General features: G+C 49.8%; 25 protein-coding genes. 17 read left to right on the top strand and 8 right to left on the bottom strand.

The window, feature by feature from the left end; all coding sequences use genetic code 11:
* Position 1: 1 nt before the first annotated feature.
* From USG84_RS14680 to USG84_RS14755, 16 genes are all read left to right on the top strand, one after another.
* Positions 2-145: a hypothetical protein gene (locus USG84_RS14680; RefSeq protein WP_320738343.1), complete on the top strand. Its 144-nt coding sequence runs from the start codon at positions 2-4 to the stop codon at positions 143-145.
* Positions 142-753: a hypothetical protein gene (locus USG84_RS14685; RefSeq protein ID WP_320738344.1), complete on the top strand. Its 612-nt coding sequence runs from the start codon at positions 142-144 to the stop codon at positions 751-753. The genes USG84_RS14680 and USG84_RS14685 overlap by 4 nt, the downstream gene beginning before the upstream one ends.
* 55 nt (positions 754-808) lie before the next feature.
* On the top strand, positions 809-1,312 hold the full coding sequence (locus USG84_RS14690) for a DNA packaging protein (protein WP_320738345.1): 504 nt from the start codon (positions 809-811) through the stop codon (positions 1,310-1,312).
* Positions 1,281-2,729, top strand: a complete 1,449-nt coding sequence (locus USG84_RS14695; protein WP_320738346.1) for a terminase large subunit domain-containing protein — start codon at positions 1,281-1,283, stop codon at positions 2,727-2,729. Before USG84_RS14690 ends, USG84_RS14695 begins: the two co-directional genes overlap by 32 nt.
* Positions 2,729-4,900: a portal protein gene (locus tag USG84_RS14700; protein WP_320738347.1), complete on the top strand. Its 2,172-nt coding sequence runs from the start codon at positions 2,729-2,731 to the stop codon at positions 4,898-4,900. The genes USG84_RS14695 and USG84_RS14700 overlap by 1 nt, the downstream gene beginning before the upstream one ends.
* Before the next feature lie 11 nt (positions 4,901-4,911).
* A complete protein-coding gene (locus USG84_RS14705; protein ID WP_151413326.1) occupies positions 4,912-5,826 on the top strand; it encodes a scaffolding protein in 915 nt (304 codons plus the stop codon).
* Complete coding sequence (locus USG84_RS14710; RefSeq protein ID WP_151413325.1) at positions 5,826-7,115, top strand: P22 phage major capsid protein family protein; 1,290 nt, start codon at positions 5,826-5,828, stop codon at positions 7,113-7,115. Before USG84_RS14705 ends, USG84_RS14710 begins: the two co-directional genes overlap by 1 nt.
* A gap of 41 nt (positions 7,116-7,156) precedes the next feature.
* Complete coding sequence (locus USG84_RS14715) at positions 7,157-7,375, top strand: hypothetical protein (protein WP_151413324.1); 219 nt, start codon at positions 7,157-7,159, stop codon at positions 7,373-7,375.
* Complete coding sequence (locus USG84_RS14720; protein WP_320738348.1) at positions 7,359-7,862, top strand: packaged DNA stabilization gp4 family protein; 504 nt, start codon at positions 7,359-7,361, stop codon at positions 7,860-7,862. Before USG84_RS14715 ends, USG84_RS14720 begins: the two co-directional genes overlap by 17 nt.
* Positions 7,862-9,286: a packaged DNA stabilization protein gene (locus tag USG84_RS14725; protein ID WP_151413330.1), complete on the top strand. Its 1,425-nt coding sequence runs from the start codon at positions 7,862-7,864 to the stop codon at positions 9,284-9,286. The genes USG84_RS14720 and USG84_RS14725 overlap by 1 nt, the downstream gene beginning before the upstream one ends.
* Complete coding sequence (locus USG84_RS14730) at positions 9,286-9,975, top strand: phage tail protein (protein WP_151413322.1); 690 nt, start codon at positions 9,286-9,288, stop codon at positions 9,973-9,975. The genes USG84_RS14725 and USG84_RS14730 overlap by 1 nt, the downstream gene beginning before the upstream one ends.
* Positions 9,975-10,454 carry a DUF2824 family protein gene (locus tag USG84_RS14735; RefSeq protein WP_151413321.1) on the top strand — a complete coding sequence of 160 codons (480 nt, stop codon included), beginning with the start codon at positions 9,975-9,977 and terminating at the stop codon, positions 10,452-10,454. The genes USG84_RS14730 and USG84_RS14735 overlap by 1 nt, the downstream gene beginning before the upstream one ends.
* Positions 10,429-11,079 carry a DNA transfer protein gene (locus tag USG84_RS14740; protein ID WP_320738349.1) on the top strand — a complete coding sequence of 217 codons (651 nt, stop codon included), beginning with the start codon at positions 10,429-10,431 and terminating at the stop codon, positions 11,077-11,079. Before USG84_RS14735 ends, USG84_RS14740 begins: the two co-directional genes overlap by 26 nt.
* An 8-nt stretch (positions 11,080-11,087) precedes the next feature.
* A complete protein-coding gene (locus USG84_RS14745) occupies positions 11,088-12,533 on the top strand; it encodes a phage DNA ejection protein (RefSeq protein ID WP_151413320.1) in 1,446 nt (481 codons plus the stop codon).
* The gene (locus tag USG84_RS14750; protein ID WP_320738369.1) at positions 12,533-14,458 is read left to right on the top strand and encodes a lytic transglycosylase domain-containing protein; all 1,926 of its coding nucleotides are present in this window, start codon (positions 12,533-12,535) and stop codon (positions 14,456-14,458) included. The genes USG84_RS14745 and USG84_RS14750 overlap by 1 nt, the downstream gene beginning before the upstream one ends.
* Before the next feature lie 153 nt (positions 14,459-14,611).
* On the top strand, positions 14,612-16,078 hold the full coding sequence (locus USG84_RS14755; RefSeq protein ID WP_151413319.1) for a phage tailspike protein: 1,467 nt from the start codon (positions 14,612-14,614) through the stop codon (positions 16,076-16,078).
* Here USG84_RS14755 and USG84_RS14760 read toward each other — a convergent pair.
* Positions 16,075-17,220, bottom strand: coding sequence for an SGNH/GDSL hydrolase family protein (locus USG84_RS14760; protein ID WP_320738350.1), 1,146 nt, complete (start codon positions 17,218-17,220; stop codon positions 16,075-16,077). The two genes, USG84_RS14755 and USG84_RS14760, sit on opposite strands and share 4 nt — an antisense overlap.
* 138 nt (positions 17,221-17,358) lie before the next feature.
* On the opposite strand from USG84_RS14760, the gene USG84_RS14765 reads away from it, so the two are divergent.
* Positions 17,359-17,745, top strand: coding sequence for a S24 family peptidase (locus tag USG84_RS14765; RefSeq protein ID WP_320738351.1), 387 nt, complete (start codon positions 17,359-17,361; stop codon positions 17,743-17,745).
* 503 nt (positions 17,746-18,248) lie between these two features.
* On the opposite strand, the gene USG84_RS14770 is transcribed toward USG84_RS14765, so the two are convergent.
* From USG84_RS14770 to USG84_RS14800, 7 genes are all read right to left on the bottom strand, one after another.
* A complete protein-coding gene (locus USG84_RS14770; protein ID WP_151413316.1) occupies positions 18,249-19,103 on the bottom strand; it encodes a GIY-YIG nuclease family protein in 855 nt (284 codons plus the stop codon).
* Positions 19,104-19,238: 135 nt separating this feature from the next.
* Positions 19,239-19,985, bottom strand: coding sequence for a class I SAM-dependent methyltransferase (locus USG84_RS14775; RefSeq protein WP_320738352.1), 747 nt, complete (start codon positions 19,983-19,985; stop codon positions 19,239-19,241).
* A gap of 10 nt (positions 19,986-19,995) precedes the next feature.
* Positions 19,996-20,253, bottom strand: coding sequence for a YjhX family toxin (locus USG84_RS14780; RefSeq protein WP_028012097.1), 258 nt, complete (start codon positions 20,251-20,253; stop codon positions 19,996-19,998).
* Positions 20,254-20,492: 239 nt separating this feature from the next.
* Positions 20,493-22,430, bottom strand: a complete 1,938-nt coding sequence (locus USG84_RS14785; protein ID WP_151413315.1) for an EAL domain-containing protein — start codon at positions 22,428-22,430, stop codon at positions 20,493-20,495.
* Between the two features lie 17 nt (positions 22,431-22,447).
* Positions 22,448-22,942, bottom strand: a complete 495-nt coding sequence (locus USG84_RS14790) for a molybdopterin-dependent oxidoreductase (protein WP_061099091.1) — start codon at positions 22,940-22,942, stop codon at positions 22,448-22,450.
* Between the two features lie 347 nt (positions 22,943-23,289).
* A complete protein-coding gene (locus USG84_RS14795; protein WP_320738353.1) occupies positions 23,290-24,501 on the bottom strand; it encodes an L-dopachrome tautomerase-related protein in 1,212 nt (403 codons plus the stop codon).
* Positions 24,502-24,546: 45 nt separating this feature from the next.
* Entirely contained in the window at positions 24,547-25,341 is a 795-nt protein-coding gene (locus USG84_RS14800) for an SDR family oxidoreductase (RefSeq protein ID WP_320738354.1), read from the bottom strand.
* Positions 25,342-25,357 lie beyond the last annotated feature (16 nt).

Genomic DNA, 25,357 nt, shown 5'->3' on the forward strand with positions numbered 1-25,357 from the left:
CATGCCACTGAAGAAAGGTAAGTCGAAGAAGGTTATCGGGCAGAGCATCGCTACCGAGATGAAAGCCGGCAAACCCAAAGACCAGGCTATCGCAATTGCCATGAACAAGGCTGGCAAAAAGAAACCTAAGAAAGGAGCTAAATGATGATCACCCAACCATGGCCTACATACTCAGATGCCAGTGGCGCATTTGTTCGCGGCTTACCAATCGAAACCCTGACACAGGCTGTGGATGGCTCAGCAGTAGCAACCTTTGACGGACCATATCCAGACCAGTATTTGTCTGCGCTATTCATGTCCACCTTCAAGCCGGTAGTTACAGGCTACGTATTCCAGAGTCAGTACGGTGAACTACTGTACATGAGTAAAACAGCTTTCGAAGCTCAATACACCGCAACCAGCACTCCTATTGCCTGGGGCTCAGTAACAGGCAAGCCATCAACATTCGCACCAACTATCGGTACAACAGCAACTACTGCTATGGCAGGTAACAAAGTGCCGACCTCAACAGAACGTGGTGGCGTGCTTCAGCAGGCGGCAATTACTGCACTCACTGATTCATCCGGCGGTACTTCAGGCGGTAACACCGTTCCGGTTGTTCCTGCAGCCACTGCAGCAACCACTGACACCTCTGCTGCATCACTGAAGTCTACCAATGCGGCCATCACCGCACTGAAAAATGACGTGGCAACTCTCGCAGCAAAACTGAATGCAATTAACGCTGCAATCAAAGCCGCAGGTAATACGGCGTAACCATTACAAAGCTCATCTGCGGGTGGGCTTGATAATGATTAACGAGGAAACAGATATGGCGACTGAAGAAGTGAAGTGCGGTCGACCATCAGATTACACGGAAGAATTAGCAGAAATCATCTGTCTCAGATTGGCGGAGGGTGAGTCTCTGCGCTCCGTGTGTCGTGATGAAGACATGCCATCAAAACAAGCTGTACTGCGCTGGCTGGCGCGCAATGAAGCATTTCGTGCCCAATACGTGCGAGCGAAGGAAGAAGGTGCAGAGGCAATTGCAGAAGAGCTATTCGATATTGCTGATGATGGCAGTAACGACTGGATGGAGAAGCTCGATAAAGATGGCGAAGCAGTAGGTTACCAACTCAACGGCGAGCATGTTCAGCGTTCTAAACTGCGCATTGATACGCGTAAGTGGTACCTGTCGAAAATCATGCCAAAGAAATACGGCGATCGCATTCAGCACGAGCAGAAAATCACTATCACCGACCTGTCAGATGAAGAGTTAGACCGCAAGTTAATGGAGCTCACCAATGCACAATCTCAGTCGGGAGCAGAAGATTGAGTTGGTAAAGCTACTGGAAGAAAAGAAGCGCAGAGAGTTCGTTTATCGCTACCGTGGTTACTATGACACCCGATACGAATGGCAGCGCAAGTTCATTGCGGCAACAGCAGAATATCGTCAGTGCGCTCTCATCGCTGCTAACCGAGTTGGCAAGACCGACACTGCGACATACATCGATGCGGTCCACCTTCTCGGTGAATATCCAGAAGGTTGGACAGGGCACCGATTCGACCATGCGCCGTTAATGTGGTGTCTTGGTTATTCGGGTGAGAAGTGCCGAGATCTGCTTCAGGCTGCAATCATTGGCAAGAAGGTAAACGGAGAGTTTACTGGCGGGCTAATTCCTCCGGACAGGATTGTCTCAACTGAGCCAATGACTGGCACGCCAAATGCCGTCCGCTCGGCATATATCCGCCACAGTAGCGGTGACCTGAGCAAAATACAGTTCTGGTCATACACTCAGGGGCAACATGCATTGATGGGTGATGACATCGACTGGTTCCATATCGATGAAGAGCCAGAAGACCCGACTATCTACCCGCAGGTATTAACACGTACAGCCACAGGTGACCGAGGAAATGGTGGTCGTGGAATTCTTACTTTCACTCCAGAAAACGGACGCACGGAGCTGGTAATCCAGTTGCTTGATACGCCTGCTGATTCTCAGTTCTGCATGAATGTCGGCTGGGATGATGCGCCTCATCTTACAGAAGAAACAAAGAAAAGCCTGCTTGAGTCATTCCCTCCGCACCAGAGAGATATGCGTACAAAAGGTATACCTATGCTTGGTCACGGTCGCATCTTCGATTTCAGCGAAGACATGATCACCTGCGAACCATTCCCGATACCTAAGCATTACATGGTCATCGATGGAATGGACTTCGGATGGGACCACCCGCAAAGCCGGGTGCAACTGGCAATCGATATGGACAGCGAAACCTTCTACGTAACTAAGGCGTGGAAGGCCAGCAAAACATCTCCGGCAGAAGCTTGGGGTGCAACTAAAGCATGGGCAAACAAAGTTCCTACTGCATGGCCTCAGGACGGGCTGCAAACAGAGAAGGGAAGCGGTCTACAGCAGCGTGAATATTACAAAGACGCTGGCTTTCTGATGCTTCCTGAGCCTGCTCAGTGGCCTGATGGTTCACGCTCAGTTGAGCCCGGACTATTCGAACTACACGACCTCATGAGCACCGGAAGGTTCAAGGTCTTTGCCGGACTGAGAGATTGGTTCGAAGAGTTTAACTTCTATCACCGAGACGATCGCGGTCGAATCGTAAAGACACGTGACGACCTTCTTGATGCAACACGATACGCCTACATGATGCGCCGATTTGCAAAACGCTATGGCGACATTGGCGTGCATAAAGAGAAAAAAGTACCGGCCCCAATTAAACCAGTCGCACGGAGAAGATAATGGCCGACAATGAACGACTCAATTCCATCCTGTGTAAGTTCGACGCAGACTGGATGGCGAGCGACGAAGCCAGAACCGAAGCGACAAACGACCTGTACTTTAGCCGGGTGTCGCAGTGGGATGACTGGTTATCAGATTACACAACCCTGCAATACCGTGGCCAGTTCGATGTAGTTCGCCCAGTTGTGCGTAAGCTCGTCGCAGAGATGCGCCGCAACCCTATCGACGTACTATTCAGGCCAAAGGATGGTGCAGACCCTAACAGTGCTGATGTACTGATGGGGATGTACCGGACAGACATGCGTCACAACACCGCGAAGATATCTGTGAACATTGCTGTTCGTGAACAGATTGAAGCAGGCGTGGGGGCGTGGCGTTTAATCACCGAGTACGAAGACCAGGACCCTACCAGCAATAATCAGGTTATCCGCCGAGTTCCGATTCATGAGGCATGCACCCACGTAGTCTGGGATAGCAATAGCAAGCAAATGGACAAGAGCGATGCGATGCATTGCACGGTCATCAATGCTATGAGCCGTGACGGGTGGAAAGCGTTTGCAGAGAAGAATGGATTCGATGAAGACGAAATTCCGTCATTTCAGAATCCGGACATGAACTGGTTGTTCCCGTGGCTGACCAGCGACGTTGTTTATGTTGGTGAATATTACGAGGTAGAAGAGAAGAAAGAGACCGTATTCATCTATCAGGACCCTCTGACAGGTGAGCCGGTAAGCTACTTCCAGCGCGACATTAAAGACGTTATTGATGAGCTTGCCGATAAAGGCATGGTCAAGGTAGCCGAGAAAAAAGTTAAGCGCCGTCGCGTATACAAATCAATCATCACCTGCACAACCATCCTGAAAAACCGTGAGCCTATCGCCGGAGAGCATATCCCAATCGTACCTGTGTACGGTGAGTGGTCGTTTGCTGGCGACAAAGAGGTTTATGAGGGTGTCGTTCGCCTGACGAAAGACGGTCAGCGTCTGCGCAACATGATCATGTCTTTCAATGCCGATATCGTTGCTCGCACACCGAAGAAGAAACCTATCTTCTGGCCTGAGCAGATTGAAGGCTACGAGTACATGTACGGTGGCAATGATGACTATCCGTACTATCTGCTCAACCGTACCGATGAGAACAATGGAGACCTTCCTGTACAGCCTATTTCGTACATGGAAAACCCAGAAGTTCCTCAGGCCAACGCATACATGCTCGAAGCGGCGACTAACTCAGTTAGCCAGGTCGCAACAATGGGCGTTGATGCAGAAGCTGCAAATGGGCAGGTGGCTTTCGATACCGTCAATCAACTGAACATGCGGGCAGACCTTGAGACATACGTGTTTCAGGACAACCTCGCTACCGCTATGCGTCGTGATGGAGAGATTTACCAGTCAATGGTGAATGACATCTATGACGTTCCTCGTCAGGTGATGATGACTCTTGAGGATGGTACTGAGAAGCAGGTCCAGTTGCTTACTCAGGCTGTCGACTACCAGACCGGCACGGTGGTGACACTTAACGACATCCGCGGTCGCTACGAGTGTTACACGGACACTGGGCCATCATTCCAGAGCATGAAGGAGCAGAACCGGGCGGAGATTCAGGAATTGCTCGCTAAGGTTCCTCCTGGCACTCCTGAGTGGCAGATGTTGTTGCTCCAGTATTTCACATTACTCGACGGCAAAGGCGTTGAGATGATGCGTGAGTACGCGAATAAGCAGCTTGTCATGATGGGCCTGAAGAAACCTGAGACACCTGAAGAGATGCAGATGGTTGCACAGGCTCAGCAGCAGCCTAAAGAACCTTCACCTGAACAAACTCAGGCTCAGGGTGTTCTGTTGCAGGGTCAGGCGGAGCTTCTCAAAGCTCAGAACCAGCAAATGCAGATTCAGGTTGATGCAGCAAAAGCGGAAGGACAGAACCAGCTCTATGCGGCTAAGGTCGCGGAGATATTCAACAATATGGACCTGGATAAGCAGTCTGCTTTCCGGGAATTCCTCAAACTCATGCAAAGTTACCAGCAGCAAAACAGTGACGATGCACGAGCCAACGCAGAACTACTTCTGAAAGGCGACAGTCAGCAGCACTCGCAGCGCATGGACTTAGCCAACATCCTGCAATCGCAGAGACAAAATCAACCTTCCGGCAGAGCAGCCGAGATTCCTCAATAAGAGAGAGTTATATGTACCAAGAAACCACCGAAATTCAGGAAACTGAAGGCTTAAACACGTCCGGCAATCAAGCAGCGGCATCTGCTGATGGCTCAGTTGTCGAGAATGCCAATGACAACGCAGGACATGATGAAGGCTTTGAGATCGTCCTGAAAGACGATGAGGCAAAACCAAAACAAGACCCGGCAACAAACGCACACTTCGCAGCTAAACGTCTTGAGCGTAAGCGTCAGCGCGAGCTTGAGCAAAAGATGGAGCAGGTGAAGCGTGGCGAGTTGCCGGAGCACATCCGGGTTAATCCTGAGTTACCGAAGCAGCCAGATCCAAATGATTACCTGTCAGACGACGCTCTCGTTAAATACAACTACGACAGCGCACTGGCTACGGCTGCATTTAACCGTGACCTTGCAGAGTGGAATCAGAAGTCACTCGATGCTCGCAGTAATGCAGTGGCAGAGCAGGGGCGTAAGACTCAGGAGTACACCCAGCAGTCAGCGCAATATGTCGAGGCGGCTCGTAGACACTACGACGCAGCAGAGAAGCTCAACATCCCTGATTATCAGGACAAAGAAGAAGCATTTGCACAACTTGTCCCTCCGCAAATTGTTTCCGACCTGATGGTGTTGTTCCCGGAGAAATCCGCCGTATTGATGTATCACCTGGGTTCTAACCCAGAAAAAACACGTCAAATTCTCCAGATGAACCAGCAGCAAGCGCTGATTGAGCTCGCCCTACTCTCAGAACGTTTATCTCTCAAACCTCGCGGTAAGCAGGTCTCTAGCGCTCCCCCTGTAGATGAGCCCATCACCGGCGAAGTAGTGGCTGCAAATGTAGCCGCTCTCAGGAAAAAGATGGAAGAAGCATCGAGCAAGGGTGACGTAGAGACCTACCGCAAGATTAAGAAACAATTACAAGGAATCCGATAATGGCTCTTAACGAAGGTCAAATGGTGACTCTGGCTATCGATGAAGTAATCGAAACCATCACCAGTCTCACCCCTATGGCTCAAAAGGCCGGCAAGTACACTCCACCTGCTGCAGAGATGCAGCGTTCAAGCAACACCATCTGGATGCCTGTTGAGCAGGAATCCCCAACTCAGGAAGGCTGGGACCTGACAGGCCAATCCACTGGAATTCTGGAGCTTAACGTTCCGGTAAGCCTCGGTGAGCCTGATAACGACTTCTTCCAGTTACGTGCTGACGATTTGCGAGATGAAACATCATATCGTCGTCGTATCAACGCTTCCGCCAAGAAACTGGCAAGCAACTGTGAAGTTAAAGTCGCTAACCTGGCCGCAGAAATGGGCTCTCTGGTTGTCACCAGTGATGATCCAATTGGCACTACTGCAGGCAGCGGCTGGGATTTCGTAGCTGATGCCGAAGAAATCATGTTCTCTCGCGAACTGAATCGCGACTCAGGCCTGTCTTACTTCTTCAACCCAAAAGACTATAAGGCAGCAGGTCACGACCTGATTAACCGCGACATGTTTGGCCGCATCCCTGAAGAGGCGTACAAAAACGGCACTATCCAGCGTCAGGTCGCTGGCTTTGATGACGTACTGCGCTCTCCTAAACTTCCAGTGCTGAATGCCTCAACTGCGACAGGCCTGACTGTTAGCGGCGCACAGAAATTCCAGCCTGTAGCGTGGGAACTGGATGCTGACGGTAACAAACGCAACGTGGATAACCGCTTGGCAACAGTAACCCTGTCCGCCACTACCGGCCTGAAGCGTGGCGACAAAATTAGCTTCACCGGCGTGAAGTTCCTGTCGCAGATGGCTAAAAACGTTCTGACCCACGACGCCACCTTCTCTGTGGTTCGCGTTATCGATGGTACTCACATCGAAATCACTCCTAAGCCTATTGCACTGGACGACACAGCGCTTTCACCAGAGCAGCGTGCATACGCCAACGTAAACACCTCGCTGGCAAATAGCATGGCGGTGAACGTTCTTAACACCGCCACTACGCGTACTAACGTGTTCTGGGCAGATGACTCAATCCGTATCGTGAGCCAGCCGATCCCGGCTAACCACGAACTGTTTGCTGGCATGAAAACCAAGTCATTCACCATCCCGGAAGTTGGCCTGAATGGCATCTTTGCTACTCAGGGTGATATCAGCACCCTGTCTGGCCTGTGCCGTATCGCGGTGTGGTATGGCGTTAACGCCACCCGCCCAGAGTCAATCGGTGTGGGTCTGGCTGACCAGGCGTAATTAAAAGGGGCTTCGGCCCCTTTCTTCCTTGGAGAAAAGCAATGTCTAACATGGTTTATCGCCACGGTGACAGCAAGAAATGGAGAGGCGTTGGTTACGACTATGAAATCGTGAGTGATGATGACCTTAAGGAATATCTCGATGCTGGCTGGTTTTCACATCCTGACGACCTTCTGAAAGAAGACGCAGAGCCAGAGAAGAAAGAACGCAAAAAGCCAGGTCGTAAACCTAAGGCGGCAACAGATGAATCTCACGACTAAAGGCGATCTAGTTCTCGCTGCGTTACGTAAGTTGGGCGTCGCCTCAAATGCCACGCTAACTGATGTCGAGCCTCAGTCCATGGAAGACGGCCTCAATGACCTCGAAATGATGATGTCGGAGTGGTTAGAAGGTGGCGAAGATACGCCAGGTATAGACGCTGGCTATATCTTCTCAGCTGATAATACACCTCCAAACCCAGGTGACGCCCACGGACTAGCAACAGGAAAGCTAAGCGCTGTTTTCCATAATCTCGCGATCCGAATTGCACCTGACTATGCGGTAGAACCAACTGCAAAAATCATCACTACAGCGAGATATGGGAAAGAGCGCCTTATAAAACTCTCTGCCATGTCACGCGCAAGCAGTGCCAAATGTAAGTCCGGTTATCCAAACCGCATGCCGGTAGGCAGCGGGAACAGACTTGCTACCTATAACGGCTGGAACTTCTACCGGCGCAAGGACCCATGTGATAACGGGAGCGAATGATGCCAGTACAGCAGCTTCCATTAATGAAAGGAGTCGGCAAAGACTTCAGGAACGCCGACTACATCGATTATCTGCCAGTTAACATGCTGGCAGTGCCAAAAGAAGTCCTGAATTCCAATGGCTATCTCCGCTCATTCCCGGGAATAGTAAAGACCGCTGATGTTGATGGAGCATCAATGGGGGCGATTTACAACGCAAATCAGGGCGCTGTGTATCGCGTAATGGGAAGGAAGTTATACCGTGGTGACTCGGTTGTTTCTGAGCTTGTTGCTGTCACTGGTCGTGTAAGCATGGCCTATAGCTACAACAGCCATGCTGTGGGCACAAACGGTATCTACACCTTGTTCAAATATAATGGGGAAGTTAAAACCCTCAACAACTGGCCTGTCGATTCTGGTTACATTCAGTATGACCTCGGTTATCTGCGAGACATGTGTCGAAACAGATCGCGTTACATCTGGGCGAAAGAAGGTACCGATTCATTCTTTATCAGCGACCTGGAGGATGAATCAAAGCCGGACAGATACAGCGCAGAGTACAGGGCAGAAAGCCAGCCTGATGGAATTATTGGCATCGATAACTGGCGCGATTATGTAGTTTGCTTCGGCACATCGACCATTGAGTATTTCGACCTGACAGGAAACGCGTCTGCACCAGGGGTGGCTCTTTACCAGACGCAGCCATCAATGATGGTTCAGAAAGGTATCGCGGGGACATACTGCAAAACAAAATTCGCAGACACCCATGCGTTTATCAGCAACCCGGCAACTGGCGCACCTTCTATCTACATCATCAACTCCGGCGCTGCAGTGAAGATAGCAACCTCGACAGTTGAGAAGATTCTTCAGTCACATACCAGTGATGAGTTAGCACAGGGTGTTATGGAGGCTATCAGGTTTGAAGGTCATGAATTGTTGCTCGTTCACCTCAACAGATGCGTTCTTGTCTACGATGCTGCAGTAACGACTGCAGGGCAGCAATGGTCGATTCTGAAAAGTGGCCTTGATGATGAAGTCTATAGCGCAATTGACCTTGTGTATGAAGGAAACAGAATCACCTGTGGAGATAAAACAAGACCTCTTAAAGGTCAGCTAAACACTGCCATTTCAAGTCAGTACGGAGAGCACCAGGAGCATCTTCTCTTTACTCCTCTTTTCAAAGCTGACAACGCGCGAGTTTTCGACTTTGAGCTTGAATCCAGTACCGGGGTAGAGCAGATAGCAGAGCGTATGTTTATATCCGCAACGACAGACGGAATCATGTACGGAAGAGAGCAGATGATTCCGTGGAACGCGCCGTTCAGGTATGACAAGCGAGCAATCTGGAAGCGTATAGGTCGTATTCGTAAAAACCTCGGCTTTAAAATCCGCATCGTTACGTCATCTCCTGTGACGCTAAGCGGTTGTCAGGTGAGGATAGAATAATGGCAGAACCACAGAAAGTTACTGTCACCCCTAACAGGCTTGACTCCTCTGCGTTACCTGAAGGCCTGACAAACGCATATTACCTCTACCTTATGCGTCAGTCGTCAAACATCCAGAACATCGCAAACGCCTCTAATAACGCCAATGACCTGGCTTATGAGGCAACAATTAAGAATAACGAGCAGGACACCACCCTTGCTCAGCACGAATCTGACATTAATCAGTTAACCATTGAAGTTGATGATCACGAATTACGGATAACAGCTAACTCAACAGCTATTTCTTCTCTTACGGTAAGAGTGACAAGTGCTGAGGGGCAAATATCCACAATTCAGACGAACCTGACCAGCCTGACGACCAGGGTTACTAACGCAGAATCTGCAATAACATCCCTACAGGCTGATTATGTTTCGAAGACAACCACTTCACCTCAATCTCTCGCATCAACTTTAAACGTAGCCACTTCATATTCTGTCAATGGAACAAAGGTCGTTGGAGCACGCGTAACTGGATGGACAACATCTACTGGAAGCCCAAGAAAGACAGGGTTCTTTGCAGACCAGACCTATACGGTAAGCGCAACCTATAGCCAGGCGGAAGTATCTAACATCGCAACCGGCCTGACTGAGGTGAGACAGGTAGCGAAAGCACTTGAAGATGCTATGCGAAGTCACGGATTAATAAACTAATGCAAATAAAGCTCATCGATAACCCAGTGAAGCTTGCAGAATTCCTTAATGACCCAGAAAACACAGGTAACATCGTAGATAGCGGAGACACATACTTCATCAAGCCTGATGCAGTTTATGTCGGCATCTACGAAGGCGTCATGCTTACTGGCGTGCATGAGGTCAGAAAATTCTGGCATAGCGTAGTGGAATGCCACGTTATCTATTCTCCTGGATTCCGTGGTGAATACGCACTGCAAGGTCATCGCTTATTCTGCAAATGGCTTCTCGAAAATTCCCCATTCCTTAACAGCATCACGATGGTGCCCGACACCACAAAATACGGTCGATCATTCATCGTCCTGCTTGGTGCTACGCGCATCGGTCACCTCGATGATGCCTATATAAGCAATGGAAAGTCTGTTGGGGTAACCCTCTATCAATTACCGCGCAAGAAATATGAGGAGCTAGTAAATGCTAATTTATCAGATTGCCCATAAGCACCTCAGCAAAGCTGTATATCAGAAGGGTGGTGATGGAGGTGCTGGCGCTCAGGCTGATGCAACGAAGAAGGGTGTGGAATTACAGCGCGAGATGTGGCAAACGAATATGCAGAATCTTGCGCCGTTCACGCCACTTGCACAGCAGTATGTATCTCAGCTGCAAAATCTGTCATCACTGCAAGGACAGGGGCAGGCACTAAATGACTACTACAACTCTCAGCAGTACAAAGACCTGGCTAACCAGGCTAGATATCAGTCTCTCACTGCAGCAGAGGCAACAGGTGGACTTGGTTCAACAGCAACAAGCAACCAATTAGCAACCATCGCCCCTACTTTAGGCCAAAGTTGGCTGTCAGGGCAGATGAATAACTATCAGAACCTGGCAAATATCGGCCTTGGTGCGCTAACCGGACAGGCAACCGCAGGGCAGAACTACGCTAACAACGTCGGTCAACTCTATCAACAGCAAGCCAATGCAGCAGCGGCTAATGCCAACCGGCCATCTACCGGGCAGAAGTTCCTTAGCGGTGCCGCCTCTGGTGCGGCGGTAGGTTCTGTTGCTGGCCCGTGGGGCGCTGCAATTGGCGGGGCTGTGGGTGGCCTTGGTTCATTACTTTTCTGAGGTGATAAATGGCTACATGGCAGCAAGGTAATTCAGGTAGTCTCCTGGCAAGCCTCGGCGGTAATAATGTTAATGCTCCGCAGGCCAGCGATGCGAATACTGCACTGGCATACATTCGGCAGAATAATGAAGATGAGCGCTCTGGTCGCAACAACATAGGGTTGCAGGCCTTGCAGGGAATAGGCTCTGTAATGGACATGTACAAGCAGCAGGAGAGTGCACAGCGCCAACAGGAATTCCAGAAAGCCTATGGACAAGCGTATGCATCAGGCGATCGCAATGCCATGCGACAACTTGCCGCGCAATATCCTGACCAGGTTGATGCTGTTCGCAATGGAATGAAGTTTGTCGATGAAGACCAGCGCAACACGGTTGGAAATCTTGCTGCAGCCGCTCGTCTCGCCGCTACCTCGCCAGAAGCTATGGGAGCGTGGCTTCAGAATAACGCAGCAGACCTGCAGAGAGTAGGGCTTGACCCGCGTGAAGTCGCGCAGACATACCAGCAGAACCCTCAGCAATTCGGTGAGTTTGTTGATCATCTTGGCATGGCTGCGCTTGGGCCCGTTGATTACTTTAATGCCCAGGACAAGATTGTCGGTCAGGCACTTAACCGCGACAAGCTAAACGAAACCATCCGCAGTAATCAGGCCGGTGAATCATTACAGCGCCGTGGGCAGGATATCACCGCACGCGGCCAGGACATCTCAGCCGCTACTGCTCGTCGCGGACAGGATATGGCTAACCAGCGAGCTAATGCATCTGGAAATGCAGGTTCAGATGGTAGAACAGTTCAGTTATCAGATGGGCGAACTGTACAGATTGTTGGAAAGCTTCACGGTGCCGGGCAGAATGCATTCTATGAAGGCGTAGACAACGCAGGGAACACCGTTCGCGTACCGGCAAGTTCTATTGCTGCACCGGCAACATCTGCAGCGTCGGCACAGAACTATGCAATGGCTAAAGATATAAATGCCATCCTTGAAGTGCCGAAAGAGCAATTAGACGATAAGCTCGGGTTTATGACTGGCATGACTGGTGGTAATGGATCACCTTCATGGGATGCTGAAGTCCGTAGTCGTCTTGGCGGAGGCGAGCAGCGTCAGCTATTCAATGCTACAAAGCGCATTCAGGGCAAGATGCAGAACCAGGGCATTGCAGCCGCAAGGGATATGGGCGCATCTGGCATCAACACCGTAGCGGAAGCGAAGATGTATTTTCAGGGCATGCCGCAGGTCGACTACTCAAGCCCGGAAGCAATGCAGCAATCACTACGTGACATTCAGCAGTACACCGACAACTACAACCAGCAGTACAGCGTAGACGTTGGTAATCGAAGTGAGCAGTCACAGCCTTCACGGCCAGCACAACAATCTCAGCAAACACAACCAGCGCAACAGCAACCGTCCGGAGGAGTGTATACCTCTAAATCAGGCATTCAATTTAAGGTGAAATGATGGAAGTTACAGCCAACGGCAAAACATTTACCTTCCCTGACGGAACAAGTACTGATGATATTGGTGCGGCAATTGATGAGTATTTTGCAGGTCAATCAATTGCATCGCAGCCTACAGAGCAAAGCCAACAATTATCACAACCGCAGGAATCATCACAGCAACAGGAGCAGGGTGGCTTCCTGTCAGACCTTGGCAATGCGGCAGCAGAAACAGGTCGTGGATTGCTTCAGGCTGGCGTTAACCTGGCAAACATCCCTGCATCAATGGCTGATGCCGTAGTTGGTGCTGGGGCATGGGCTGGCAATAAGCTTGGTTTAGGTGACGGAACATACCAACCAGCACCACGCGTAACCACCGAAGGACTGGCGCAGGATTTAGGGCTTCAACAGGGCGCGTTAACGCCACAGACAACAGAAGGTAAGATTTTCGCAGAAGCGTTGCCTTATCTCACACCTGTCGGCGCTGAGAGAATCGCCACTCAAGCACCAACTATTGCCGGAAGAGTAGTGCAGGGTGCATCACGCTTACTGGCAGAAAACGCCGTTGGTTCCATGGCTGCGAATAGTGAGCAAAATGACCCTTCTGCACTGGCGACAGACCTTGGCACTGGTGTTGTATTGGGTGGCGCAATTAATCAGCTAGGTCGCGTCGCAGGGGCTGCATATCGTGGCGTTAAAGGTGCTATTTCACCAGAGGCACAACAGGCGATCCGATTCGCTAACTCTGCTGATGTTCCGCTTCATACAACTGACGTTCTGCAGCCTAACTCACGTGTCGGCCGCATGGCGCAGACTACTGCTGAGAACATTCCTTTTGCTGGCACAAGCTCAATGCGGGCAGGCCAACAGGAGGCTCGCAGCCAACTGGTGAATGAGTATGCATCTCGCTTTGGTGAGTATGACCCATCCATCGTAATTGGCAGCCTCAAATCAAAAACGGCTGGAATAAAACAGGCGGCAGGAAATCGGCTTGAGCAGGTGCAAAATGCAATGACCGGGGTAAACATACAGCCTACGAGAGCACTGCAGCAAATTGACGATGAGATAGCCAACCTTCAGAAACTGGGCAAGGTCGCTGATACAGACACTATCAGCAAACTTCAGGCGTACAGGGATGAGCTTGCAGGAGGGAATGTAGACCTGCAGCAGTTAAGCAATCTCCGCAGCCAGTTCAGGCAGGATGTAAAAGGTGAGCGAGTTGTAATGCCCAATCGCTCTGATGCTGCCATTCAGCGCGTGTACCGAGCTATGACAGGTGACATTGATAGCTCCATCGGACAGAGCCTAGGGAATGACACTCTACGCAGATTTAAGCAAGCCAATGCGGTTTACGCAGATGAGGCCAGCAAGCTACAGAATACGCGACTGAAGAACGTTCTGATGAAAGGCGACCTGACACCAGAAGTTGTCAACAACATGCTTTTCAGCAAGAACAAATCTGAGGTGCAGAATCTATATAACTCTGTAGGCCAGATTGGTCGAGCTCAGATGCGTAACGGCATTATCGGTAAGGCTATGGAGAAATCAGGTGGCTCACCTGACCAGTTCCTTCGACAAGTTAACCTGATGTCTAACCAGACAGGAATTGCTTTCAAGGGGCGTGATGCTGCATATCTGAAAGGGCTGAAGAACTATCTTGAGTCAACGAAGAGGGCAGGTCAGGCTGGCGTTACAACTCCTACAGGTCAGCAGGCTATTCCATTCATCATGGGAATAGGGTCTGTGACAAACCCCGCTTTGTTGGGGGTTGGCGGTGGATATGGATTACTTGCAAGAATGTACGAGAGCGAACCTGCACGTAATGCAATGCTTCGCCTTGCTAATACTCCGCGAGGCTCTACAGCGTTTGAGAAGGCGCTGTCTGATGTAGAGCGAGTTGTTAACTCATTCGCTCAGGGCGCCAAATCAGAAGCCTTAAGCGAATAATAGCATTCCAACTACCAGGCCGAAGATTAAGAAAGCAAAGTTCAGTAAGTCACGTTCCATAAATCCTCCAATATTTTAACGATTATAACCACCCATAACGCAAAGTCGCGCAAGTTAACCCTTGCGCTGCTTTTACACGTCCGGAGTACATGAATGGCTGATGATATTCAGAATATTTTAGTAGGTATGCCAGTAACACCGTATACGTTAGCCAGTTCATTTAAGGCTATTGCTAACGGCACGGTATACATAGGAGCAAAGGACACAGACCCTACCGTACCTTCAAATCAAATTCAGGTTTATGTTGAAACCGAATCAGGAACAGTTATCCCTGTTTCCCAGCCACTGATCATCAATAGTGGGGGGTATCTTGTTTACAGCGGTCAAATCGCAAAGTTCGTTGTGTCCGACGAGTATTCCATGGCCGTGTACGATGCCGTTGGTGTTCAGCAGCACTATTTTGCTGACGTACTGAAATACAATCCAAACACCCTGCGTGATGAGCTGGCGCAGGACGATGGCATGAAGTTAATCGGGCAGAAGGTAAACTACGGAATCCCCGCAGGCTCATCACTTACTCAGGGGGTGATGTGGTTATTTGACAAGATAAAAGGATATCTGCGAGTTGGTGGCTCCGACCTTGAGCCTCTTGATGATGAGAAGAACTACTGGCGAGGGCTTCCATCGAGAAACTCGTGGGGCGACCCCGCCATGATAGGCGATTATTCTGTGTCATTTAACAGAAACGGCGCGTCATTCGCGGTATACACCACAACTTTCGGGCATGACTGCGTTGCGTATGGCGTGGCATCTCTTGCTGGCGGTGCGGGGTGTGCAACAGGTAACCCCGATGATATTACGTCGCCAAATGGTGAGGGTTACTGCTCCCTTGCCTTTGGTAAAAACGTTATTGCACTTGGAGCCAAGTCTGCAGCGTTTTGTGAGGAAGTAGAGGCAAAATCTCGCGCCTCATTTGCAGCAGGGTACTTTACCCAGGCCCGGGCAGGATTCACGTCTGACCCGGGCGGCGTAGCCAGTGATGGTGTAGGCGCCACTGCATTGGGATATACAACGAGAGCGGCCGGAGATGGGGCGTTCGCAGTTGGTCGAGATATCCAATCATACGGAGGCGCTGTCGCAATTGGATCAGGAATAAACCCTGGCAGTCCTGCAGTAAATTCAAACGCAAAATCTGTAGCATTCTTTAGCAATTCAAAGATTCCAGGGATAACCATAACACCTGCCGCAGGCGGGGTAAATGACCTGCCGTTTGTGGGTGTTCATACTCTATTCCCAAAAGAACCATTAGATGTTCTGATGCCTTCCGGCACTAATGCTGCATTTCGCATAGACGGAATAGGGAACGCAAAAATAAAACTTCAAGGAACCTCTAATACTGGAGTAGCACTTGATATTGCCTCCATTGAATGGAATAGCTCAAACGGAGGGAGTGCTGTAGGAACCTTGAAGATCAACATGAACAACGGAGCGCAGAGTATTGAATTATTAGCTGATGGAATGGTGACTCTGAAAAATGTTAAAACACTGGCTGAAATATCCGGTGCCCCTGCGGGCACCATCTATAAAGATGCGTCAAACTTCCTGAAAATTGTCGTTTAAGTGAAGTCATCGCCAAGGAAGGCAGTAAGCAATGCTTCCGCAATAACTCTATGGCCGAAATCGTTAGGGTGATTCGCCCCGTTACCCGTGATTGAATAAAAGTTTTTCCTTTTCAATATCTGCGTCCATACATCAGTAATATCAATAAATGTTACGTGCTGATATTTATGCGAGAGCTTTGATAGTGCTTCACTATAAAGTGGGAAGTATTCTTTGTTAGGAGTATTCCACTCCGGGTTAGGGAGGGTTGACGAAAGCAAAATAATGCGAGATTTTGGATTTTTGCTTCGTATGTTTGCAATGAGAGCGTCAATGTTGAAAGCGTAATCTTTAGGTGGGAGGCTGTTAGAATCATTCATCCCGAACGACAGCACATATACATCAGAGTCCATCTTGGTAAGTCTGCCGTCAGTGTTATAGTAAGCATTGTCTGATGACCAGCCAGGCACTGCTGCATTGTATGAGTGATATTTACCTACTTTAATCATTGTCATGTATGCAGCGACTAATCCAACAAATGGCGGCTGATGAGGTTCTGCATAAATATCACTGGCATTGGAGCCGTAAGTTATGCTGTCTCCATAAAATGTCACTCTCATGTCTTTCAATTTTTTAATATAACTTCTTAGGTCATCCACATTTCCATCTAAACGCAAAGATAGCTTGTCAGATTTCTTATACGAAAATGCTACCTGATAATCCATGTACTCCGGGGTAACCTTAATGTTAAAGTCACTCTTTGCTTCTGGATTTGAAAAACCATCAGGAGACATTTTTATTTTTGAGTCTTTGCTAAAGTAAACAGATGTCCCTTTCAGATGGTAATCTGAGCCTTTATGGTATTCATCGCCATTTCTTTGGTTAAACGCGATGGTGTTTCCTGATGGGTTAAATAATAAACTCCCACTAACCTGTCTTGACGCATAAACACTGTCAGCAAATACATAATCACCACCGAAAAAAGATGGTCTAACATTAAATTTGCTAACGATTACATAGCTGCATAGTGCGTTACGGCAAGTCGTGTAGCCTTCAGGGGCTTCAGGTAAGGCGGATTGAGTGAAAGTGGAGTACACCAACAGCAATGACGTAACTGCAAGCGTGGCCGGTGTAAATTGCATTCGCGATCTGTAAGTGGTCATCAATTTTGCGCCTGATAAAAATTCCAGCCATTTTAACAGTTAAGAGGAATCTGATCATTCTGTTTGCAAAAAGCGACTTGATCGACATCACCGATCGATAATACTGTATGCATATACAGTAACTATCGGAGGTGGGTTATGGGATTCCCGAGTCCAGCACAAGATTATGTCGAGCAGCGCATATCTCTAGACCAGCGCATCATCACCAGACCTGCGGCGACGTACTTCATGCGAGCAGGCGCGACGCACTACCGTGAAGGCATCCTCAGTGGAGCGCTACTCGTCGTTGATGCATCTCTGAGTCCGTGTGATGGTTCATTGCTGGTTTGCAGAATGGAAGGTGATCTGAGGATAAAGCGATACCGAAAATCACCAAAACCTCACCTGGAGGATTTGCAGACGGGAAGGCGTGAAGAGATACCAGCTCACGATGAAGGGGATGGCCCGGATGCGATATTCGGGGTGATCACCTACATCATCAACGATGCGCGCTCTGGTGAGTTTGATGATTGCCCGGTGATGTGAGACAGAAATGGGACACACAAAGCTTTGCATCGGTTTGCAAGGCTTTGCATGTTTTTCGAAGATGGGACGTGTGAGCGCAGTGTTGGCAGGGTATGTTATTGAGTTAAAAGGTAGTTCTTATAATTCGTAATGCGAAGGTCGTAGGTTCGACTCCTATTATCGCACCATTTCTTCCTCATAAGCCCATAAATACTCTAATTTATAAAGCTTTCTATTCACAGCTAGCGGCAGTGTTTTCAGATAAAAGTGAGACATAAGCGGAAACGCTAAGTATCCTGTTACTGGGTGAGTCTGGCGTTTTACTCGGAGCGGTAGAAATGACTGGTGCAACAGCATTATGTATTGCTCGTAAATTGACTGGACTAATGGAGGCGGGATGTGATGTTGTTGGAACTCAAATCCTTACCCGGCGTTGGAAAAACGGTGGACGTATTTTTTGGGTTTCTTGATGACCGTGCCTCGGCTTGCCCTTGAATAGCAATAAGCGTCGCGGCATAAGCAACTTAAGCCTCGTCCTCACTCTGTAATACACTGCGCAGGATTCGGCTCGATTCCAGTATCGGCAGATCTTCCATTAATAACGTCGATCGCGATGGCAATTTATTAAACAAGCGCTCCGTTTGCGAGGCGAGATAGGCCACCAGAGGATGTGCGTCAGGGTCGCCTGAAATCAACTCCACGTTGTATTGCGTGACCGTGCCTTCACCAAAGACCCCCGAGCAGTAGTTGGTCCCGCCCATGTATCTAAAGTCTTCAATAAAAAAGCTGAACATACGCATTATTTTGTGAACATCGCGTTGGTCAGTACGGTTGTCCGCTACCCGAAACAGTATGGTATTACCTTCAATATCATATTGATAACGAAGGCGATGCTGCTTAAACAACAAGATAAGCAGTAAACGATTTATCCTGCTGAACTGTTCCGTCACCGTGACAACGTTGCTAATCATAGTATCTGACCGCTTTTTCATTTTCGCGTGGCGGTGCGCCGCGCTTTTGCCGGGCCGAAGCTGTGGCTTTTCGATTCCCTGAAGGAGCTGAGCATTAATGACCCCATGCTCAATAACGTAATGAATATGCTTAATGGCGGGCTCCAGCGCCTCAATGGAAAACAGCTCGGTATAGCCGTCGCCGGCATCAATGCCCGTTTGATATTTGGCCAAAAGAAAATGCAGCATTTTTTCCAGCTTAAAGACCTCGGACTGCGGCAAGGCAATGCGATATGAATGGGCATAATCCACATCGCCCCAGACCCGTTTTAGCGACTGAATGCGGTTATAGATGTTGTTAGCTTTACCCACTTTCATCATTTTTTGTGCCGGGAAAAGCAATAAATAGAGAAAAGAAGGGGTGTCCATAAAGCGCCTGTGATTGTGGTAACGGAAAAAGCAATGATAGAAGTTTTTTCATGTTAGGCGTAGCGCATCGTTCACAATGCTAGCGCTTCCTGCTTAAGGCGGTATAGCCCCTTCAGGCTATACCGCCACTCCCTCCTATCGTGCAATTAACGCAAACACGCCCCAGCCAATATATTCCCTTGTATAAGCCACATGGCGCTTAGGCGCTACCGTCAGCTCCGCGCGAACCTCCTGTGCAAAATCATCGTCGGGGTTTTGCTCCAGCCAGCGGCGCATTGTCATCCATTTCGCGGCTTCATATCTGTCCCAGCCTTCCTGGTCTGCCAGCACCATTTCGACCAGGTCATAGCCCTGGCGATCGTAAGACGCGACAAGGTCGGGCAGGGTGAGAAAGTCTGCAGTGGAGGAGACGCCGCAAGCCCGAGCCGTCTCCTCCGTTGCGGGAACCTGTCGCCAGTAAGGTTCACCGATGAGCATGATTCCCCCGGGCCTAAGGCTTTGTGCCAGCAGGTCCATCGTCCCGGCAACGCCGCCCGCAATCCACGTGGCGCCAACGCAGGCCGCCACGTCGCATTGCTCATCCGCGACGTAGCCTGCCGCGTCGTTATGCATAAAATGGACCCGTTCGCTGACGCCGAGCGCCTCTGCGCGCCGCTTTGCCTGCGCGGTAAAGAGCGGGCTCATGTCGATGCCGGTACCGGTAATCCCGTGATCGCGTGCCCAGGTGCAGAGCATCTCTCCCGAACCGCTGCCGAGATCGAGAAGGCGTGCGCCTGGCTTCATACGTAACACGCGCCCCAGCGTTGCGTACTTTTCTGGCGTGAAGGGGTTATGAATGCGATGTTCGCTTTCGCTAATGGTAAAAATACGTGGGATATCCATTATCCTCTCCTTAACGATTATCAGGCTGGGCACGGACGTTGTTCAGCCCGGTAGTATTGATGCGGTAGGGCTGACCGTTAACGGATTTGATCAGCTTTTTGGTTTTAAGCTTTTTGAAGACGGCGAGCGTGCAGTCGCTGAGCAGCAGACCTTCGCGGCTATAGCATTCAACGGCGGTGACGCGGCCGGACGTATCGCGGACGTGCACAATACGGCCACCTTTGGCGAGAACGTGTAAGGTACGCTGTTCCTGACGGGATAAATTCATACTGGAAAACCTGTTTAATCATCATGTGCAAAACGTGCAAACACACAGCGGTGTCCGCATTCGATTTCGGCGCATTGATAATCAGTCCGGCCTGAAAAGGTCGGGGAGCTGATTATCGGATGATTACATTCTCCAGCATCAAAGCCTCGGATTGAGTTGAAAGGTATTTACGGGGTGAATGATAACATCGGGTCACTGTATGTGTATACCCAGGGCTGAAAAGTGTGATCCCGGTAGGATCACACGGTACCGTTTTTTATATTTTTATCGATTTCAGCCTGGGGCTTTCCGAACAGATAGCCCTGCACGAGATCGCAGCCCAGCGCCTGAAGCCGTTCAAGCTGCGCTTCGGTTTCCACACCTTCTGCAATGACCCGCATATTGAGGCTCTTCGCCATGCCGGTAATCAGTTTAACGATATTAAGCGCGTCGTCTTGGGTGGATATCGGATTCACAAAGGATTTATCAATTTTAATTTTATCAAAATTGAGTTCACTCAGCCTTGATAGCGAGGAATAACCCGTTCCGAAATCATCAATGGAGATCTTTACCCCCAGCGATCTGAGCTTTTTAAGAATAGTGAGCGGCGTGTTGCTGTCACTGAAGAGCGAAGACTCCGTAACTTCCAGCTCAAGACGGCTGGCCGGCAGGCCTGTCTCTTTCAGGATGGACTGAACCATCGCAGTAAAGGATTTAGTGCCCAGCTGAACGGGTGAGACGTTTACCGAGATTCTGGCCGGAACCGTCCAGGAAGCCGCCTCCCGGCAGGCAAGTTCCAGCACATTTTTGCCGATCTCATTGATCATCCCTGTTTTTTCAGCAACAGAGATAAAGTAATCAGGAGACAATATCCCCTTCACCGGGTGTATCCAGCGAATAAGCGCTTCATAGCCGTAAATTTCATTGCTGAAGGAATCGACAATAGGCTGGTAATAAACAACGAATTCATGGTTGTCGATCGCGAGAGCCATATCATGCTCAAGGGTTCTGCTTTCCTGCAGCTTTTGCAGCATCCACTGACGAAAGACTTTTATCTGCTGGGAGCCCTCTTTTTTGGCTTCGTAGAGGGCCAGATCGGCAAATTTATAGAGATAATCAGAGCGCCGCTCATTATCAGATAAAACGATACCGACACAGGTGGCAATTTTTATCAGCTGGTTATTGATCGTATAGGGCAGACTGATGTGAGCGCTGATCTCTTTGGCACGCGACACCGCCGCGCTCTCGGTCAGGCCGCTGGAGAGAAGTGCAAACTCGTCACCGCCCAGGCGGTAAAACGTATCCGTCGCGTTGCTCATTGAGGTAAGCCGTCGGGATACCTGATTCAACAGTAAATCGCCGGCGTCATGGCCATAGGTATCGTTAACCTCTTTGAAGCGGTCTAAATCAAATAACATCACCGTCACAGGGATGTGGTCTTTATCCGCCTGAAGGGTAATTTTATTAAGGTCGTCCCAGAAGAATAGACGGTTTTTCATTCCGGTGAGGGAGTCATGATACACATCGTATTCCAGCTTCGAATTCTGGATTTGCAGCGTCTCTTTTGACCGCTGAAGTTCGTCAGCGAGGGTTTTAACCTGCATGTGGGCTTTAAGAATATTTTTATTCTGGTAGATCATTAAGAACCCCAGAATAAAGCTTAATATCACCAGGAGTAACGAAAGTGCGGAATAGATATAATAAAGAATCTGTATTTTATGGTTAGATTCATTAATCGTGTTAATATCTTTTGTTAAGGCGGTCGAAGAGAGTTGACTGAGCGGCGCGTCGAGCTGGTGCATATATGCCAGGTACGTTTTTAACTCTGCATGGCTCATTTTTTCCAGGTTGCTGTCCAGATAAGCCAGTATTTCTTTCAGACGTGCAGCGATCTCTTGATGCGTTTTATCGCTCTCAATATAGCGGCCTAAATCTCCCCCGTTCAGTAACTCGCCCTGGCTAAGCATTATTTCGAGACGCATGCGGGCCTGGTCTATCGTAACGTCATCGGTATCGGTTGCGTAAAGACCAAGCCATGATTCAAATCGGTAATACTCAGATACCAGTTGAGCCACGGACCAGGACTCAGTGTAGTGAGTCAGTTTTTGCAGCTCTTGCTGACGATCGTAAACAAGAAATGCAATATATCCCGTCGTGATAAAAAGAGAAAAAATGATACCAACCAGTATCCTGTTCATTATGTTCTCCTGAACTACTATTCAATCTTCATTTTGCTAACCTGCCATGCTGAACGCGAGTAATAAATTTGATTATTCAACTCAGGAAGACTGTCATAAGGGTATACAATGAATGATGGACCTTTATCGCGGATACGCATATATTCGCCATTAATTTTTAAGGCAAGAATCGCGTTATATTTTTTAAAATCGCTGAGAGGAATAGCGGTAGCGTAATCATTAAGGGCAATAACATTAACGACAGAACCCTTTGCGCCAACATAATCCATGAGTTTGTTCATTGGAACACCCTCAAACTTCGTTCGGCCCGTATACCAGGGAGACGTCGTCTCGAAACTCACCATCCCGAGTTTTTCAAGGCTTGCGAGATCAAACACTGCTTTTCCATCTTCGTTAGTATTTTCTATATTTCCGTAAATCGTCAAAATAGGTTTTCCCGTGGGTTTCGGCAGTTCACCCGCCCAGGCTAAACTCTGAACCAGACAGCATACCAGCATTAGGATTAATCGCATTATGGCCTCCACTTTTGCACAGAAGTATATGAATTATAATTTAGTTATCACAGTAGTTTATGTATTTTATTGAGTCGCTATTACTTCTGTACTCTCATGATGGTTAAGTGCAATTAAATCAATGAGTTATGTGGTTCTGTAAGAGTGATTTGCATCACATGCAACGCCTCTTTTTTTTGAGGCACGCTACACTTACTTGAATAAACTCTCTTACGTTTAAAAAACGATCGTTTTAATTGAGCGTTATTTCCTCACCTCGAAGAATGTACCTGTGATGGACAGGTAAAAAAAACGCCACCCAATGGGCGGCGTCGTCATATTTAGCGGTTGTCCAGCGTAGTGCACCGTTACTTTTTCGTGCCCGGTGAAGCACTGAGCGGCAAACGCCATAGCTCGTAGCGTTCATGACCGGGCTTGACCGCGCCAGCAAAGTGGTCATTAAGGCTGCTTGAGGTGAAGATCAGGTCACCATCCGGACGAATAGCCGGCGTGTCTGGCCAGCGTACGGCTTCATTTACAGCAATAAGCGACATTGTCCGGGTCTTCGGATCATACCGGACAATGCCGTTGCGGGTGACGTCCGTAATATAGAGGTTGCCCTTTGCATCGGTCACCAGACCGTCCGTGTTACCTCCCACCGTACCCAGATTCTGAATTTGCCCGGCAATCTGCGCATCGGTTGAGCCCTGCTGCTTCAGAACGGCAGTCGGGAGCGCGTACGCATGTGTTCCCGTTGTTACCGTCCAGTACAATGTCTCTGCATCGGGAGAAAGCGCAATCCCGTTGATGCCAATCAGCAGCGGTTTACCCGGCCACACTTCCGCACCGTGGGAGACGACTTTTACGCCGGGTTCAATCTGCAGGGCAGGGTGGCGATCCAGCACGCGTCGGGCTGTACCGGTGGTGAAATCCACAACGATCAGACCAACGCGGTTTTCAGGCGCACTTCGCGATCCGCTGTCGGATACGTATGCGATACGACGATCCTCATCGACAACGACATCATTGAGGAAGCTCGCCTTACGGTCAGCCACGCCGTCCAGGGGGATCCGTTTTACCGTGCGGCCCGAGTCGAGATCCAGCACGACCAGTTTCTGCGAGCCAGCGGGGGATTCCGCTTCTCCCGCGACGAACCCCATATCCAGCGCCCATAACCAGCCGTTCTTACGATCAACATAAAAGCCGAGCACGTTGCGCAGGTTCCGGTCGGGAGCAGAATCTACCGCATTACCCTGGCGGGACGGAAATGCCGTCAGGCGCGCGGGGCCCGACTGCGTGCGGGTGTCCAGAATGCTTAACGTGGCGGGCGCACTGGCCGAAACCAGTCTCGGCGTGCTGACAAAGGCTCGGCCCTTTGCATCAAAGTGAATACCGGCGACAGGGGCATTAACCGACCCGGAAAAAAGCGTCGGCTGCCCGTTCTCTGGTGAATCCCAGCTTACGCCTGAATAACTGCGCCAGCGTTCAAGAGGCAGCTGATTTGCCGCGCTGGCGCAGCTTGCGAAAGAGAACAATGCCGCCATCGCAATGGCGGAGAAAGTACGGGTAGATTGGGACATACATGCTCCGGTGAAGAGAGTAAGAAGCGGCGTCTTAATCCGGTATCAAAGAATGGAGCGGAACGTGCCGCCCTCGACGCGTACCGCAGCTCCGTTAGAGGCTGCGCCGAGTGGGCTTGCCAGCAGCGCGACCATAGCGGCTATCTCGTCAGCCTCGATCATTCGCGCGATCAGCGAGCTGGGGCGGTAGGTCTGGAAGAAATGCGCTTCGATCTCCTGGTCTGTCATGCCCGGTTTGGGGGCGGTCTGGCGCAGGTAGTCGATGATGCCGTCAGAGCGGGTTGCGGAAGGCAGTACGCTGTTGACCGTCACGCCTGTGCCCTTTGTCAGCTCGGCCATTCCTCGCGATACGGCCAGTTGAGCCGATTTGCTGACGCCGTAATGCACCATGTCAGGCGGCGTGAAAGCCCCCACTTCGCTGGACATAAAAATCACCCGGCCCCAGTTGCGGGCAAGCATGCGTGGGAAGTAATGGCGGGAAAGACGCACCCCGGACATCACGTTAATTTCGAACATACGCAGCCACTCTTCGTCGGTTATGTCGGCGAAGGCTCTGGCTTCATAAAAGCCCAGGTTGTTGATAAGGATATCGGTATCCGGGCAGGCCTTGAACAGCGCTTCTGTACCCTCAGCGCTCGCCAGATCGGCGACAACGGCGGATACCTGCGCCTGGGGAGCCGCGTGGGTTATTTTCGATACTGCATTTTGTAATTTTTCCCGATCGCGTCCGGTAATCGTAACGGCAACGCCTTCGCGCGCCAGCGTGCTGGCGATAGCCAGCCCAATTCCTGCGGTAGCTCCAGTGACAAGTGCGGTCTTACCAGTGAGTTGAAGATCCATAATTTTTGCCTTTTGG

The sequence above is a fragment of the Enterobacter sp. 168J2 genome (assembly GCF_034107265.1).
Taxonomy (GTDB): Bacteria; Pseudomonadota; Gammaproteobacteria; order Enterobacterales; family Enterobacteriaceae; genus Enterobacter; species Enterobacter nematophilus.